Raw genomic sequence first — 14,456 nt, 5'->3', positions numbered from 1 at the left:
GGTAGGCGCCATTGTCGCCGCTAGCGCCGACAAGCCAAGCTGTCCGAACGGAGCGGTCGACGTCCCGGCGTGGCGCCGGGACCCGTCGCGTGGGAATCAGAACAGGAAATAGCGCTGCGCCATCGGCAGCACGTCCGCCGGTTCGCACCAGAGCAACTGGCCGTCGGCGCGTACCTGGTAGTTCTGTGCGTCGACCTCGATGGTCGGCAGGTAGCCGTTGTGGATCAGGTCGGTCTTCTGCACACCGCGACAGCCGCTGACCACGCCGATGGCCTTGCGCAGGCCGAGCTGCTGCGGTACGCCGGCGGCGAAGGCGGCCTGGCTGACGAAGGTCAGGCTGGTCGCGTGACGGCTGCCGGCGTAGCTGGCGAACATCGGTCGGTAGTGCACCGGCTGCGGCGTGGGGATCGAGCCGTTGATGTCGCCCATCAGGCTGGCGGCGATGGCACCGCCCTTGAGGATCAGGCTCGGCTTGACGCCGAAGAAGGCCGGGCGCCAGAGCACCAGGTCGGCCCACTTGCCGGCTTCGACGGAGCCCACTTCATGGCTGATGCCGTGGGTGATCGCCGGGTTGATGGTGTACTTGGCGATGTAGCGCCTGGCGCGGAAGTTGTCGTTGCGCGCACCGTCGCCGTCGAGGCGGCCGCGCTGGCGCTTCATCTTGTCGGCGGTCTGCCAGGTGCGCGTGATCACTTCGCCGACCCGGCCCATGGCCTGGCTGTCGGAGCTGATCATGCTGAACGCGCCGAGGTCGTGGAGGATGTCCTCGGCGGCGATGGTCTCGCGGCGGATGCGCGACTCGGCGAAGGCCACGTCCTCGGCGATGGCCGGGTCGAGGTGGTGGCAGACCATCAGCATGTCCAGGTGCTCGTCGATGGTATTGCGGGTGAACGGCCGTGTCGGGTTGGTCGAGCTGGGCAGCACGTTGGCGAAGCCGCAGGCCTTGATGATGTCCGGTGCGTGGCCGCCACCGGCGCCCTCGGTGTGGTAGGTGTGGATGGTGCGGCCCTTGAAGGCGCCGAGGGTGGTCTCGACGAAGCCGGATTCGTTGAGGGTGTCGGTGTGGATCGCCACCTGGATGTCGTGGCGCTCGGCGACCTCCAGGCAGTTGTCGATCGCCGCCGGGGTGCTGCCCCAGTCCTCGTGCAGCTTCAGGCCGATGGCGCCGGCGAGCACCTGCTCCTCCAGCGGCAGCGGCAGGCTGGCGTTGCCCTTGCCGGTGAAGCCGATGTTCATCGGGAAGGCGTCGGCGGCCTGGAGCATCCGCGCCATGTGCCAGGGACCGGAGGTGCAGGTGGTGGCGTTGGTCCCGGCGGCGGGGCCGGTGCCGCCGCCGATCATGGTGGTGACCCCGCTCATCAGCGCCTCTTCGATCTGCTGCGGGCAGATGAAGTGGATGTGCGTGTCGATGCCGCCGGCGGTGAGGATCATGCCCTCGCCGGCGATCACCTCGGTGCCGGCGCCGATGGCGATGTTCACCCCGGGCTGGATGTCCGGGTTGCCGGCCTTGCCGATGGCCTGGATGCGCCCGTCCTTGAGACCGACGTCGGCCTTGACCACGCCCCAGTGGTCGAGGATCAGCGCATTGGTGATCACCGTGTCGACCACCTGCGCCGCGCCCAGCTGGCTCTGGCCCATGCCGTCGCGGATGACCTTGCCGCCGCCGAACTTCACTTCCTCGCCATAGACGGTGAAGTCCCGTTCCACCTCGATCCACAGGTCGGTGTCGGCCAGGCGCACGCGGTCGCCGACGGTGGGGCCGAACATGTCGGCGTAGGCTTGTCTGCTGATTTTCATCGAACGCTCCTTTGGCGATCGTCGGTGTTCGCTGTCTTTGGTCGAACCTGGCCAGTGGGGCCCTAGAGGTCCCCCATCACCCGCCCGGCAAAGCCGTATACCCGCCGTCCGCCGCCGATTTCCACCAGCTCCACCTCGCGGCTCTGCCCCGGTTCGAAGCGCACCGCGGTGCCGGCGGCGATGTTCAGGCGCATGCCACGGGTGGCCGGACGGTCGAAGGCGAGGGCGTCGTTGACCTCGAAGAAGTGGTAGTGCGAGCCGACCTGGATCGGCCGGTCGCCGGTGTTCGCCACGCTCAGGGCGAGGGTGCGGCGGCCGGCGTTGAGTTCGATATCGCCGGGCTGGATGTCGTATTCACCGGGGATCATGGGGGCTCCTTGGGGCTCAGGGCGCGCTGCGCGTCGGGTCGAGGTTCAGTTGCATGAAGGTCAGGTCGAGCCAGCGGCCGAACTTCTGGCCCACCTGCGGCATCTGCCCGCTGATCTCGAAGCCGAGGCGCCGGTGCAGGCCGATCGAGGCGGCATTGCCGCTTTCGATGGCGGCCACCATGACGTGCAGGCCCTGGGCCCGCGCACGTTCGATCAGCGCCTGCAGCAGTTGCACGCCGAGGCCTTTGCCGCGCTGGTCGTCGCGCACGTAGACGGAGTGTTCGACGGTGCCGCGGAAGCCCTCGAAGGGTCGCCAGTCGCCGTAGGAGGCGTAGCCGAGCACTTCGCCGGCGGCGTCGCTTGCCACCAGGATCGGGTAGCCCTGGCGGGCGCGGGTGTCGAACCAGGCCTGGCGGTTGGCCAGGTCCACCGGGGTTTCGTTCCAGATCGCCGTGGTATTGCCCACGGCGTCGTTGTAGATGGCGAGGATGCCGGGCAGGTCGGCGACGCCGGCGTCGCGGATCGAAGCGCTCATGGCCGGCCTCAGGCGATGGGCTGGTGGACGGTCACCAGCTTGGTGCCGTCGGGGAAGGTGGCCTCCACCTGGATGTCCGGGATCATCTCCGGCACGCCCTCCATCACCTGCTCGCGGTTCAGCAGGGTGGTGCCGTAGTGCATCAGCTCGGCGACGCTGCGGCCGTCGCGCGCGCCCTCCAGCAGGGCGGCGGAGATCAGCGCCACCGCCTCCGGGTAGTTCAGCTTGAGACCGCGTGCCAGCCGGCGCTCGGCGAGCAGGCCGGCGGTGAAGATCAGCAGCTTGTCTTTCTCGCGGGGGGACAAGTCCATCTCAGGTACTCCAGATGCGTGGGGGAACGGCCTCGCGGCCGAGCAGCGCCGGCCGCAGCAGGCGCCAGAGTTCGATCAGCCAGGCTCGCGCGTGCAGCGCCTCGTCGGCCAGGCAGCGCGCCACCAGCAGGCCGCCGGGCAACTGGCTGAGGTTGCCGCGGCCGGCGCAGGGGAGCGCGCGGCAGCGTTGCAGCAGGTCGGTGTCGATCTCGCCGCTGGCGACCAGGGTCGCCAGCACCGGATGCCCGGCGAGGCCGATCGGCGAGTCGAGCAGGCGGTCGCCGCCGTCGATGCGCTGGCGCTCGTGCCAGAGCAGGCGGTCGTCGCGACGGATGTCCAGGGCCGCGACGAAGTGGCCGCTGGCGAAGCGCTCGCCGCTGGCCGGGCGGCCGAGCGCGACCATGTCCCAGTAGAACAGGCGGGCGTCGCCGCGCAGCTGGATACGGGTTTCCAGTTCGGCCTGGGCGCCGGCGAAGACGATGCTTTCCTGCGGCAGCCATTCCAGGGTGGCGCCGGGCTCCAGGTGGATCTCCAGGGTCTGCCGCGACGGGCAGGCGGCGCGGTACCACTTGGCCGCGCCGGGGCTGGTGAGCTGGGCCCAGGCGCGTTCGCCGAGGCGCACGTCGAAGGCCAGGCTGTCGCCGCCGGCGATGCCGCCGGGCGGATGCACGAGGATGTGCTGGCAGACTTCCGGGCCTTCGGCGTAGAGGTGCTTCTGCACCCGCAGCGGTCCGGCGTGGCGCCGCGTCACCGGGCGGGTGGCGTCGCCGGCGCGGGCGTAGGCCAGCTCCAGTTGGGCGTGCCAGGCGGGGTGGAAGCTCAGGTCGGGGAGGGCGGCGGTCATCGGTCGGGTCAGGCCAGGGCCTTGCGCATGAACACGCGGCGGAATCCCTCTTCCTGGCGGCGTTCGTATTCGAGGTAGCCGACCCTGGCGTAGAGCTCGATGTTTTCCGTCATCCGCTCATTGGTGTAGAGGTACAGCGAGCGGTAGCCGAGGCTCGTTGCGTCGCGCTCGGCACGCTCCAGCAGTTGTCGGCCGATGCCCTGGCCCTTGCATTCGGGAAGCACGGCGAGGTTGTCGACGAGGAAGCCGTCGGCGGTTTCCCGCGTCACCAGCAGGCCGACCGGCTGGCCGTCGTGCTCGGCGATGAGGACCCGGTCGCTGGCGATCACCTCGTGGTAGTCCTGGGTCATCGGCCAGGGCTTGCGGCCGATCACCGCGATCCACGGGGCATAGGCGGCGGCGACGCAGAGCGCGGCGAAGCCCGCGTCGGCCTGGACGGCCGGGCGCAGAGTGACGGTCATTTCGACCTCCTGCGGAAAGACGAGGGCATAGAGATTGCCAGCGCAGGCCCCGGTTGCGCCAGCGGCAGTGTGTCCCAGTCCGTTCAAATCGCCACCAGCCCGCGCACGCCCTCGCTCTCCATGTCGCGGCCGCGGCCCTGCTGGACGATCTCGCCGCGCGCCATCACCAGGTATTGGTCGGCCAGTTCGGCGGCGAAGTCGTAGAACTGCTCGACCAGCAGGATCGCCATGTCGCCGCGCGCCGCCAGGCTGCGGACGACCGCGCCGATCTCCTTGATCACCGAAGGCTGGATGCCTTCCGTGGGTTCGTCGAGGATCAGCAGTCGCGGCTGGCTGGCCAGGGCGCGGCCGATCGCCAGTTGCTGCTGCTGGCCGCCGGAGAGGTCGCCGCCGCGGCGCTGTTTCATTTCGCGCAGGACCGGGAACAGCTCGTAGATGAAGTCCGGCACCGCCCGGGCGTCCCTGGCGCTGAAACGGGACAGTCCCATCAGCAGGTTCTCTTCCACCGTCAGCCGGGGGAAGATTTCCCGTCCCTGCGGCACGTAGGCGATCCCGGCGCGGACCCGCTGGTGCGGCCTGAGTCCGGTGAGCGAGCGGCCTTCCCAGGCGACCTGGCCCTCGCGGGCCGGGACCAGGCCCATCAGGCAGCGCAGCAGGGTGGTCTTGCCCACCCCGTTGCGACCGAGCAGGCAGGTCACCTCGCCCACCTTCGCCTCGAAGCTCAGGCCACGGAGGATATGGCTACCGCCGTAGTACTGGTGGAGCTTGTCGACTTGCAGCATGGTTCTCTTCCATTTGTCCCGTGATGGTTCTTCACTGCGATTCCCAACCTGGCTCGGCGGATAACCGCGAGCGGTCATTCGCCCTACGCGACGGGCGCCACTTGGCAGGCGCTACCCGCCGAGCGGATGGCTGGCGTCAGCGACCGAGGTAGACCTCGATCACCTGTTCGTCGGCCTGTACCTCCGCCAGCGAGCCTTCGGCCAGCACGTGGCCCTGGTGCAGCACGGTGACATGGTCGGCGATGCTGCCGACGAAACCCATGTCGTGCTCCACCACCATCAGCGAGTGCTTGCGCGCCAGGGACTTGAACAGCTCGGCGGTGAATTCGGTCTCGGCATCGGTCATGCCCGCCACCGGCTCGTCGAGCAGCAGCAACTGCGGTTCCTGCACCAGCAGCATGCCGATCTCGAGGAACTGCTTCTGGCCGTGGGACAGCAAACCCGCCGGACGCTGCCGCGACTCCAGCAGGCGGATGGTGGCGAGCACCTCCTCGATGCGTTCCCTCTGCGTGCCGTCGAGCCGCGCGCGCAGGCTGGCCCACACCGACTTGTCGGCCCTCTGCGCCAGTTCGAGGTTCTCGAACACGCTCAGGGCCTCGAACACCGTGGGCTTCTGGAACTTGCGGCCGATCCCGGCCTGGGCGATCTGCACCTCGCTCATGCGGGTCAGGTCGAGGGTGTCGCCGAAATACGCGGTACCGCTCTGCGGGCGGGTCTTGCCGGTGATCACGTCCATCAGGGTGGTCTTGCCGGCGCCGTTGGGGCCGATGATGCAGCGCAATTCGCCGACGCCGATGTACAGGGTCAGGTCGCGCAGGGCCTTGAAGCCGTCGAAGCTGACGTTGATGTCTTCCAGGCTGAGGATGGTGCCGTGGCGCGCGTCCAGCCGGCCGCTGGTGGCGGCGCCCAGGCCGATGGCGTCGCGGCCGCTGCCGGCGGTATCGAGGCCGGGGTGGAAGGCCGGTTCGAGCATCAGGTGCGGGGTGGTCCTCATTGCTCCTTCTCCTTGCGCAGCAGGCCGAGCAGGCCGCGCGGCAGGTACAGGGTGACGACGATGAACAGCGCGCCGAGGAAGAACAGCCAGTATTCCGGGAAGGCCACGGTGAACCAGCTCTTCGCGCCGTTCACCACGCCGGCGCCGAGCAGCGGGCCGAGCAGGGTGCCGCGTCCGCCGAGGGCGACCCAGACGGCGGCCTCGATGGAGTTGGTCGGCGACATCTCGCTGGGGTTGATGATCCCCACCTGCGGCACGAACAGCGCGCCGGCGAGGCCGCAGAGCACCGCGCTCAGGGTCCAGACGAAGAGCTTGTAGCCGCGCGGGTCGTAGCCGCAGAACATCAGGCGGTTCTCGGCGTCGCGCAGCGCGGTGAGGACCCGGCCGAACTTGCTTCGCGCCAGGCGCCAGCCGAGCAGCAGGCTGGCCGCGAGCAGCGCGACGGTGGCGAGGAACAGGGCGGCGCGGGTGCCCGGCGCGGTGATCGGGAAGCCGAGGATGCTGCGGAAGTCGGTGAAGCCGTTGTTGCCGCCGAAACCGGTCTCGTTGCGGAAGAACAGCAGCATGCCGGCGAAGGTCAGGGCCTGGGTCATGATCGAGAAGTACACGCCGCGGATCCGCGAGCGGAAGGCGAAGTAGCCGAAGGCGAAGGCCAGCGCGCCGGGCACCAGCACCACCAGGCACAGCGCCCAGAGGAAGTGCTGGGTGCCGGCCCAGTACCAGGGCAGTTCGTTCCAGGAAAGGAAGGTCATGAACGCCGGCAGGCTGTCGCCGGAGGCCTGGCGCATCAGGTACATGCCCATGGCGTAGCCGCCGAGGGCGAAGAACAGCCCGTGGCCGAGGGACAGCAGGCCGGCGTAGCCCCAGACCAGGTCGAGGGCGAGGGCGACGATGGCGTAGCAGAGGATCTTGCCGGTCAGGGTCAGGCTGTAGGCCGAGAGGTGCAGCGCGCTGTCCGCCGGCAGCAGGTGCAGCAGCGGCATGACCAGCAGCGTGGCGAAGGCTGCGCCGAGCGCGATAGCGGTGACGCGGCCGCCGGCCCGGCGGGCGAGGGTGACGGTGAGTGGCTGGTTCAATCGATGACCCTCCCTTTCAGGGCGAACAGTCCCTGCGGGCGTTTCTGGATGAACAGGACGATCAGCGCGAGGATCAGGATCTTGCCCAGCACCGCGCCGATCTGCGGTTCGAGGATCTTGTTCGCCACGCCGAGGCCGAAGGCGGCGAGGACGCTGCCGGCGAGCTGGCCGACGCCGCCGAGCACCACCACCAGGAAGGAGTCGATGATGTAGCCCTGGCCGAGGTCCGGGCCGACGTTGCCGACCTGCGACAGGGCTACCCCGCCGAGCCCGGCGATGCCCGAGCCGAGACCGAAGGCGAGCATGTCCACGCGCCCTGTGGGCACCCCGCAGCAGGCCGCCATGTTGCGGTTCTGGGTCACCGCGCGGACGTTCAGGCCGAGCCGCGTGCGGTTCAGCAGCAGCCAGGTGAGGAGCAGCACGAACAGGGCGAAGCCGATGATGACGATGCGGTTCCACGGCAGCACCAGGTTCGGCAGCACCTGGATGCCGCCGGACAGCCAGGCCGGGTTGGCTACCTCGACGTTCTGCGCGCCGAACAGCATCCGCACCAGTTGGATCAGCACCAGGCTGATGCCCCAGGTGGCGAGCAGGGTTTCCAGCGGCCGGCCGTAGAGATGGCGGATCACCGTGCGCTCCAGGGCCATGCCGATGGCGGCGCTGACGCAGAACGCCACCGGTAGCGCCAGCAACGGGTAGAGCGCCAGCCATTCCGGCGCCAGGCGCTGGAACAGCAGTTGCACCACGTAGGTGGAGTAGGCGCCGAGCATGAGCATTTCGCCGTGGGCCATGTTGATCACCCCGAGCAGGCCGTAGGTGATCGCCAGGCCGAGCGCCGCGAGCAGCAGGATCGAGCCCAGCGACAGGCCACTGAAGGCCTGGCCGAGCAGGTCGCCGACCAGCAGCCGGCGCTTGACCTGGGCCAGGCTGGTGGCGGCGGCGATGCGCACGCCTTCCTCCGGTTCCACCGCCGGGTCGAGCAGGTTCTCCAGGCGGGTTCGCGCCAGCGGATCGCCGGACTCGCCGAGCAGGCGCACGGCGGAAAGGCGTAGCGCCGGGTCGGGATCGCCGAGTTGCAGGTTGGCCAGGGCCAGGCCGAGGGCTTCCTTCACGCCAGCGTCGCTCTCGATCCGCAGGCGCGCTTCGAGCAGCGGCCGTTGCGCGGCCTTGGCGGTTTTCTGCAACTGCTGCGCGGCGGCCTGCCGCAGCGGCACTTCGTTGGCCACCAACTGGTGGCTGGCCAGGGCGGTGTTGAGCAGGCCGCGCAGGCGATTGTTCAGGCGCAGCGGCTTCGGCTCGCCGTCCGGCAGGGCATCGCCTTCGGCGGCCTGGAAACGCTGGTCGGCGCCGAGGATGAATGGCTGCTGGCGGCTGTCCAGCGCAATGCGGTTGTGGCGCAGCGCTTCGAGAAAGGCCAGGCGACCGGCGTCGGGCGTCGCCGCCCAGTGTTCGAGCAGGTGGGCGCGACCGCCGTTGTCGGCAGCGGCGAAGTCCTGCGCCGGTCCGGCGTAGGCCGTCACCGCGAGAAGGGCGGCCAGGACCAGGACACAGGCCTGGAGCGGGCGGGTGAGGAGGGCAAGGGGCATGCTGGGGTTCCTGGGCGACGTGCGGTATGGCCGGTCCCCCGCCCTCTCCCTGAAGGACGAGGGGGCCGTTAGGCGCGCGACCGGGGCGTTCCCGTTCCGTTCAGGGGAACGCCTGGTCAGGGGGGCAGGGTTCTTCACGGCAGAACTCAGTTGCTCTTCAGCGCATGCTCCGGCTTCTTCTCGTTGCCCGGGATGAACGGGCTCCAGGGTTGCGCGCGAAGCGGCTCGGGGGTCTTCCAGACCACTTCGAACTGGCCGTCGTCCTGGATCTCGCCGATCATCACCGGCTTGTGCAGGTGGTGGTTGCTCTTGTCCATGACCAGCGTGTAGCCGGATGGCGCCTTGAAGCTTTGCCCGGCCATCGCCTCGCGAACCTTGTCGACCTCGGTGCTGCCGGCCTTTTCCACGGCCTGCGCCCACATGTGGATGCCGACGTAGGTGGCTTCCATGGGGTCGTTGGTCACCGCGGTGCCGTAGTTCGGCAGGTTCTTCGCCTTGGCGTAGGCTTTCCAGTCGGCGACGAACTTCTCGTTGACCGGATTGCTCACCGACTCGAAGTAGTTCCATGCCGCGAGGTTGCCGACCAGCGGCTTGGTGTCGATGCCGCGCAGTTCTTCCTCGCCTACGGAGAAGGCCACCACCGGCACCTCGGTGGCTTCCAGGCCCTGGTTGGCCAGTTCCTTGTAGAAGGGCACGTTGGAGTCGCCATTGACGGTGGAGACCACCGCGGTCTTGCCGCCTGCGGCGAACTTCTTGATGTCGGCGACGATGGTCTGGTAGTCGCTGTGGCCGAACGGCGTGTAGACCTCCTGGATGTCCTTGTCGTCCACGCCCTTGCTGTGCAGGAAGGCGCGCAGGATCTTGTTGGTGGTGCGCGGGTAGACATAGTCGGTGCCGAGCAGGAAGAAGCGCCTGGCGCCGCCGCCGTCCTCGCTCATCAGGTACTCCACCGCCGGGATCGCCTGCTGGTTCGGCGCCGCGCCGGTATAGAAGACGTTCGGCGAGAGTTCCTCGCCCTCGTACTGGACCGGGTAGAACAGCAATCCGTTGAGTTCCTCGAACACCGGCAACACCGATTTGCGCGACACCGAGGTCCAGCAACCGAAGACCACCGCGACCTTGTCCTGGGTCAGCAACTGGCGGGCCTTTTCCGCGAACAGCGGCCAGTTCGACGCGGGATCGACCACCACCGCCTCCAGCTTCCTGCCGTTGACCCCGCCCTTGGCGTTGATCTCGTCGATGGTCATCAGGGCCATGTCCTTCAGCGAGGTCTCGGAGATCGCCATGGTCCCGGACAGCGAGTGGAGGATGCCGACCTTGATGGTTTCGGCGGCCTGGATGGACCAGGACAGGCCCATGGAAGCGATGGACGCGGACAGCGTGAAGGCCTTGAGCAGACTGCGACGTTTCATTGGTGTTGTTCTCCATTCACCAGCGGTCGGGGCGGCAGTTTTCAGGAGGCGTCGTGCTTGTCGTCGGGCATCCGTCCGGTGGACGGCGGGGTGCGCACTGCGGCCTGGATCTCTTCGTCGAGGCTCCAGAGCAAAGGCTGTGCCTCTTCTTGGCGCTGGCCGGTATCGGTCGGCGAAAAGGCGCCGCGAGTCGCCGGGGAAGCATGCCGAGCAGGCCTGGTTGTGCCGGGGAAGGCGGCGTTTTCAACGGGTTTTCGCCGGATATCGAGGGAGAAGGCGCCGTGGGCACCGGAAGGGGATGCGTCGCGCTGACCTCTCTCCTTGCCGTCGGCGGAGCGTCCATGGGAACGCCGTCGCTCCGTCCTGGCACCACCGCGGTGCGTCAGGGCGCGGCATCCAGGGCGTCCGCCTCAGGCTGGTGCGCTCAGCCTGGGAACAGCGAACCCTTCAGGCCGGTGACGATGATCTGCGCCGCCAGTGCGCAGACGAACAGGCCCATCAGGCGACTGACGATCTGTAGCCCCTGGTCGCCAAGCAGGCGTTCGATGCGGTCGGAAAGATAGAGCGTGGTGCCGAGGGTCAGGCAGGCGAGGAAGATCGCCACCAGGGAGATCAGCTTGGCCTCCCAGCCCTGGCCGACGCCCATCACCAGCAGCGCGCCGATGGTGCCGGGGCCGACGGTGAGAGGAATGGTCAGCGGGACGATGGTCACGTCCTGCTGCACGTTGTCGCTCTGCACCGCCGCGCGCCCCTGGGCCATGCCCAGCGCGGAGATGAACAGCACGCTGCCGGCGCCGATGCGGAAGGCGTCGGCGGTGATACCGAAGAGGATGAAGATGTAGCGGCCGAACAGGTACAGCGCGACGCTGGCGATCAGCGCCGCCAGGGCCACCCGCCAGGCCATGCGCTTGCGGTCGCGCGGGCCGAAGCCGCGGCTGAGGCTGATGAAGCAGGACAGCACGAAGAAGGGGCTATAGAGCACCAGCATCTTCAGGTAGACGCTGAACAGCAAATGCATGGAGGCGCTTCCGGTCCGGGTGTGGGCATGAGCATAGCGTGCGACGGGCCGGCGCGATGTCCGGCGGGTTGGCAATATGCCGGTTCGCGTGGCATGTGACAACGAGGCCGGATGTCGGCGGATTACGCCGTTGGCGTCATGCGCCCTACGGGAGCCGGGACCACCGGGGCGTAGGGCGAATAACCGCGTGCGGATATCCGCCGTGGCGGAAATGGCGGTGTCGGCGGATAACGCCGTTGGCGTTATCCGCCCTACGGGAGGCGGGACCACCGGGGCGTAGGGCGAATAACCGCGTGCGGTTATCCGCCGTGGCGGAGGCCGGGTGCAGCGCCGGAGCACGTCGCTGCCCTCAGGAGGGCAGGGCGTCGCCCTGGCGGCGGCGATCGCGTTCGCCGACCCAGTAGGCGATCAGCTCACGCAATTGCGACAGCTCCACCGGCTTGGCCATGTGCCCGTCCATGCCGACCAGCCGCGCGCGTTCCTTGTGTTCGCTGAGGATGTGCGCGGTGAGCGCCACCACCGGGGTATGCGGGCGCTGTTCGTGGGCTTCCCAGGCGCGGAGCTGCTCGGTGGCGGAGAAGCCGTCCAGAACCGGCATCTCGCAGTCCATCAGCACCAGGTCGTACTGGGTCGCCTTCATCGCGCTGAGCGCCTCCTGGCCGTTGCTGGCGGTGTCCGGCTGGAGGTTGAGCTTGTTCAACATGCCGCGGATGACCTTGGTGGAGATGCTGTTGTCCTCGGCGACGAGGATCCGGAAGTCGCTCGGCAGGCTCGGCGCCTGCGCTTCCTTGGCCGGTTGCAGGTAGTTGGTGACGCCGCTGACGCCGCGCTGGGCGAGTTCGTCGGCGAGGGTCGCCTTCAGCGTGTAGCCGGCCACCGGCTTGGCCAGGATGCGCTTGATCCCGGCGTTGCGGGCGATGATCTTGCTCGGCGCGTTGCTGATCCCGGTGAGCATGATCAGCAGGATGTCGTGGTTGAGGTTGGGGTCTTCCTTGATCTTCGCCGCCAGTTGCATGCCGGTCATGCCGGGCATGTCCTGGTCGAGCAGGACCACGTCGAAGTACTCGCGCAGGTGCGCCTTGGTGCGCAACTGGGCCAGCGCCTCCTTGCCGGACGACACCGCGCTGACGTTCAGGCCCCAGCCGCTGCACTGCTGCACCAGCACCTTGCGGCAGGTTTCGTTGTCGTCCACCACCAGCAGCCGGGCGCCCTGCAGCGGGCCGTCGAGGTCGGCGGTGGGGTTCTCCAGCTGCTGCGGGTCGAGCGGCAGGGTCAGCGACAGGGTGGTGCCCTGGCTGCTGCCGGACTGGATGCCGAACTCCCCGCCCATCAGCCGCACCAGTTGGCGGGCGATGATCAGGCCGAGGTGGCTGCCGAGCTTGCTGGCGGAAAGGAAGTCGCCGCTGTGCAGCTCGGCGGTGAGCAGCGCCTCGCGCTCCTTGGCGTCGAACGGGTGGCCGCTGTCCTGCACGGCGATGCGCAGGCGTGGCGTCTCGCCCTGGTCGTCGAGGGCCACCACCAGCAGGATCTCGCCTTCCTCGGTCTGCTTGAACGCGTTGTCCAGCAGGCTCAGGACCACCTGGCGCAGGCGCGTCGGATCGCCGCCGATGACCCGCGGCACCTGCGGCTGGGTGAAGCTGATCAGCTCGATGCGCTGCTGCTCGGCCTTGACCCGGAAGATATCCAGGCAGTCCTCGATCAACGCGTTGAGGTCGAACTGCACTTCGTCCAGCTCGATCTGCCCGGACTCCAGCTTGGAGATGTCGAGTATCTCGTTGATCAGCGTGAGCAGCTCGTTGCCGGCGCTGTGGATGGTCTGCACGTAGTCGCGCTGCTTCGCCGACAACGGGGTGCCGAGGAGCAGTTCGGTCATCCCCAGCACGCCGTTCATGGGCGTGCGGATCTCGTGGCTGATCTTGGCCAGGAACTCGGCCTTGGTCTGCAATTCCGCGGTGTGCGCCGCCTCGCTGGTGCGCTGTTGCAGGTTGAGCTGCTGGATCAGCCGCTGGCGTTCGGTGAGCGAGACGCTCAGGACCAGCCCGGCGAGGGTGGCGAAGCTGAACACGCCGAGCACCAGCCAGCCCGGATCGAGTTGCTTGGTGCCGAACAGTACCGGCAGGAACACCATGAAGCCGGCGTTGAACACGATCATCCCGGCAACGATCAGGCGCGCCGGCTGGTAGCCGCGATACCAGTGCCAGGCCGCGATCAGCGGGACGCTGAGCGAACTGAGGATCACCAGCAGGTAGATCAGCCAGCTGAACCAGAGTTGCTGGGTGAAGGCGATGATCGCGCCGACCGCCAGGATCAACAGCGCCTCGCCTTGCAGGAGGCGGTTCAGGCGGCTTTCCGCAGTGCCGCGGAAGAAGCTGCAGGCGAACCACAGCAGGCTCACCGCGGCGCCGAGGGCGCCGAGGTCGGCGGTCAGCGACTGGTTGAACTTGAGTCCCGGCAGCCAGAACGCCACCAGCCCCAGGTTCGCCGCGGCGCAGACCGCCAGCGCCGCGTGCACCGCCGCCAGCCACAGGCTGCTGGCGCTGCGCGAGTAGGCGAAGCGGATCAGGTTGTACATCAGCAGCAGGAGCATGCCGCCGAGCAGCATGCCGAAGGCGTAGGCGGGCTTCTCCAGGCCGACCAGGCCGGCTTCGTCGATCTGGTCGAACCAGGCCATCAGCGGATGGTTGGAGGTCATCCGCACGTACAGGGTCATCGGCTTGCCGTCGACCGGCAGCGAGAACAGGTAGGAGCGCGAGGGCAGCGGGCGCTCCTGGAACGGTCGCGACTCGCCGGTGTGCTGGTCCCGCACCAGTTGGCCGTCCTGCACCAGGTAGTAGTCCAGGTACTGCACCCGCGGGGCGAAGATCCACAGCCAGCTCGGCACCTTCTGCGCGGGAAGCTGGACCTGCAGCCAGACCGCCTGGGGGCTAGCGGGGAAGATGAAGGAGCGCTTGGCCAGCGGGCGGAACTGCTCCTTGCGCTGGAGGACGTCGGCGATCCGCAGTTGCGCGCTCTCGTCGCGCAGCAGGCGCCAGTTCTGGTTGACGCTGGGGGTGGTGGCGGTGGTTTGCAGGGGAACGCTGGAAACGCCGGCGTCGTCCGCGACCGCCGGCGACATCGGACCGAGCAGAAGCAGCAGGAAGCTGACGAGTAGTCCTATGGCGATCCGAAGCCGTACCACGGCGAAGTCCCTTCGAAGGTGAATGGCCGGATTATAGCCAAGTGGCCGTGGCAACGGCATAGGCCGCGGAAGCGCCGTGCGGCGCCCGCGGCTT

General features: G+C 68.3%; 13 protein-coding genes. All 13 read right to left on the bottom strand.

Annotated elements, in window-relative coordinates; all coding sequences use genetic code 11:
* Positions 1 to 96: 96 nt before the first annotated feature.
* The gene (ureC, locus tag LE197_RS24160) at positions 97 to 1,797 is read right to left on the bottom strand and encodes an urease subunit alpha (protein WP_003099392.1); all 1,701 of its coding nucleotides are present in this window, start codon (positions 1,795 to 1,797) and stop codon (positions 97 to 99) included.
* A gap of 62 nt (positions 1,798 to 1,859) precedes the next feature.
* Positions 1,860 to 2,165 carry an urease subunit beta gene (locus tag LE197_RS24155; protein ID WP_003095450.1) on the bottom strand — a complete coding sequence of 102 codons (306 nt, stop codon included), beginning with the start codon at positions 2,163 to 2,165 and terminating at the stop codon, positions 1,860 to 1,862.
* A 16-nt stretch (positions 2,166 to 2,181) separates the two neighbouring features.
* On the bottom strand, positions 2,182 to 2,700 hold the full coding sequence (locus tag LE197_RS24150) for an L-methionine sulfoximine N-acetyltransferase (RefSeq protein ID WP_003099390.1): 519 nt from the start codon (positions 2,698 to 2,700) through the stop codon (positions 2,182 to 2,184).
* Positions 2,701 to 2,708: 8 nt separating this feature from the next.
* Positions 2,709 to 3,011 (bottom strand): urease subunit gamma, encoded by a 303-nt coding sequence (locus tag LE197_RS24145; RefSeq protein WP_003099389.1) that lies wholly within the window; start codon positions 3,009 to 3,011, stop codon positions 2,709 to 2,711.
* Between the two features lies 1 nt (position 3,012).
* Entirely contained in the window at positions 3,013 to 3,855 is an 843-nt protein-coding gene (locus LE197_RS24140; RefSeq protein WP_003116109.1) for an urease accessory protein UreD, read from the bottom strand.
* A gap of 8 nt (positions 3,856 to 3,863) precedes the next feature.
* Positions 3,864 to 4,316: a GNAT family N-acetyltransferase gene (locus LE197_RS24135; protein WP_003121119.1), complete on the bottom strand. Its 453-nt coding sequence runs from the start codon at positions 4,314 to 4,316 to the stop codon at positions 3,864 to 3,866.
* A gap of 83 nt (positions 4,317 to 4,399) precedes the next feature.
* On the bottom strand, positions 4,400 to 5,098 hold the full coding sequence (gene urtE, locus LE197_RS24130) for an urea ABC transporter ATP-binding subunit UrtE (RefSeq protein WP_003112317.1): 699 nt from the start codon (positions 5,096 to 5,098) through the stop codon (positions 4,400 to 4,402).
* 136 nt (positions 5,099 to 5,234) lie between these two features.
* Positions 5,235 to 6,092: an urea ABC transporter ATP-binding protein UrtD gene (gene urtD / locus LE197_RS24125; protein ID WP_003105136.1), complete on the bottom strand. Its 858-nt coding sequence runs from the start codon at positions 6,090 to 6,092 to the stop codon at positions 5,235 to 5,237.
* Positions 6,089 to 7,168, bottom strand: coding sequence for an urea ABC transporter permease subunit UrtC (gene urtC, locus LE197_RS24120; RefSeq protein WP_003112319.1), 1,080 nt, complete (start codon positions 7,166 to 7,168; stop codon positions 6,089 to 6,091). The genes urtD and urtC overlap by 4 nt, the downstream gene beginning before the upstream one ends.
* Positions 7,165 to 8,754 (bottom strand): urea ABC transporter permease subunit UrtB, encoded by a 1,590-nt coding sequence (gene urtB / locus LE197_RS24115; RefSeq protein ID WP_010792251.1) that lies wholly within the window; start codon positions 8,752 to 8,754, stop codon positions 7,165 to 7,167. Before urtB ends, urtC begins: the two co-directional genes overlap by 4 nt.
* A gap of 146 nt (positions 8,755 to 8,900) precedes the next feature.
* Positions 8,901 to 10,166, bottom strand: coding sequence for an urea ABC transporter substrate-binding protein (gene urtA / locus LE197_RS24110; RefSeq protein ID WP_003105144.1), 1,266 nt, complete (start codon positions 10,164 to 10,166; stop codon positions 8,901 to 8,903).
* A 424-nt stretch (positions 10,167 to 10,590) separates the two neighbouring features.
* Positions 10,591 to 11,184 (bottom strand): MarC family protein, encoded by a 594-nt coding sequence (locus LE197_RS24105; RefSeq protein WP_003095417.1) that lies wholly within the window; start codon positions 11,182 to 11,184, stop codon positions 10,591 to 10,593.
* A 349-nt stretch (positions 11,185 to 11,533) separates the two neighbouring features.
* Complete coding sequence (retS, locus tag LE197_RS24100; protein WP_003095412.1) at positions 11,534 to 14,362, bottom strand: hybrid sensor histidine kinase/response regulator RetS; 2,829 nt, start codon at positions 14,360 to 14,362, stop codon at positions 11,534 to 11,536.
* Positions 14,363 to 14,456: the final 94 nt, after the last annotated feature.

The sequence above is a fragment of the Pseudomonas sp. PS1(2021) genome (genome assembly GCF_020405165.1).
Classification (GTDB): Bacteria; Pseudomonadota; Gammaproteobacteria; order Pseudomonadales; family Pseudomonadaceae; genus Pseudomonas; species Pseudomonas aeruginosa.
This window is presented reverse-complemented; position numbering and strand designations above follow the sequence as displayed.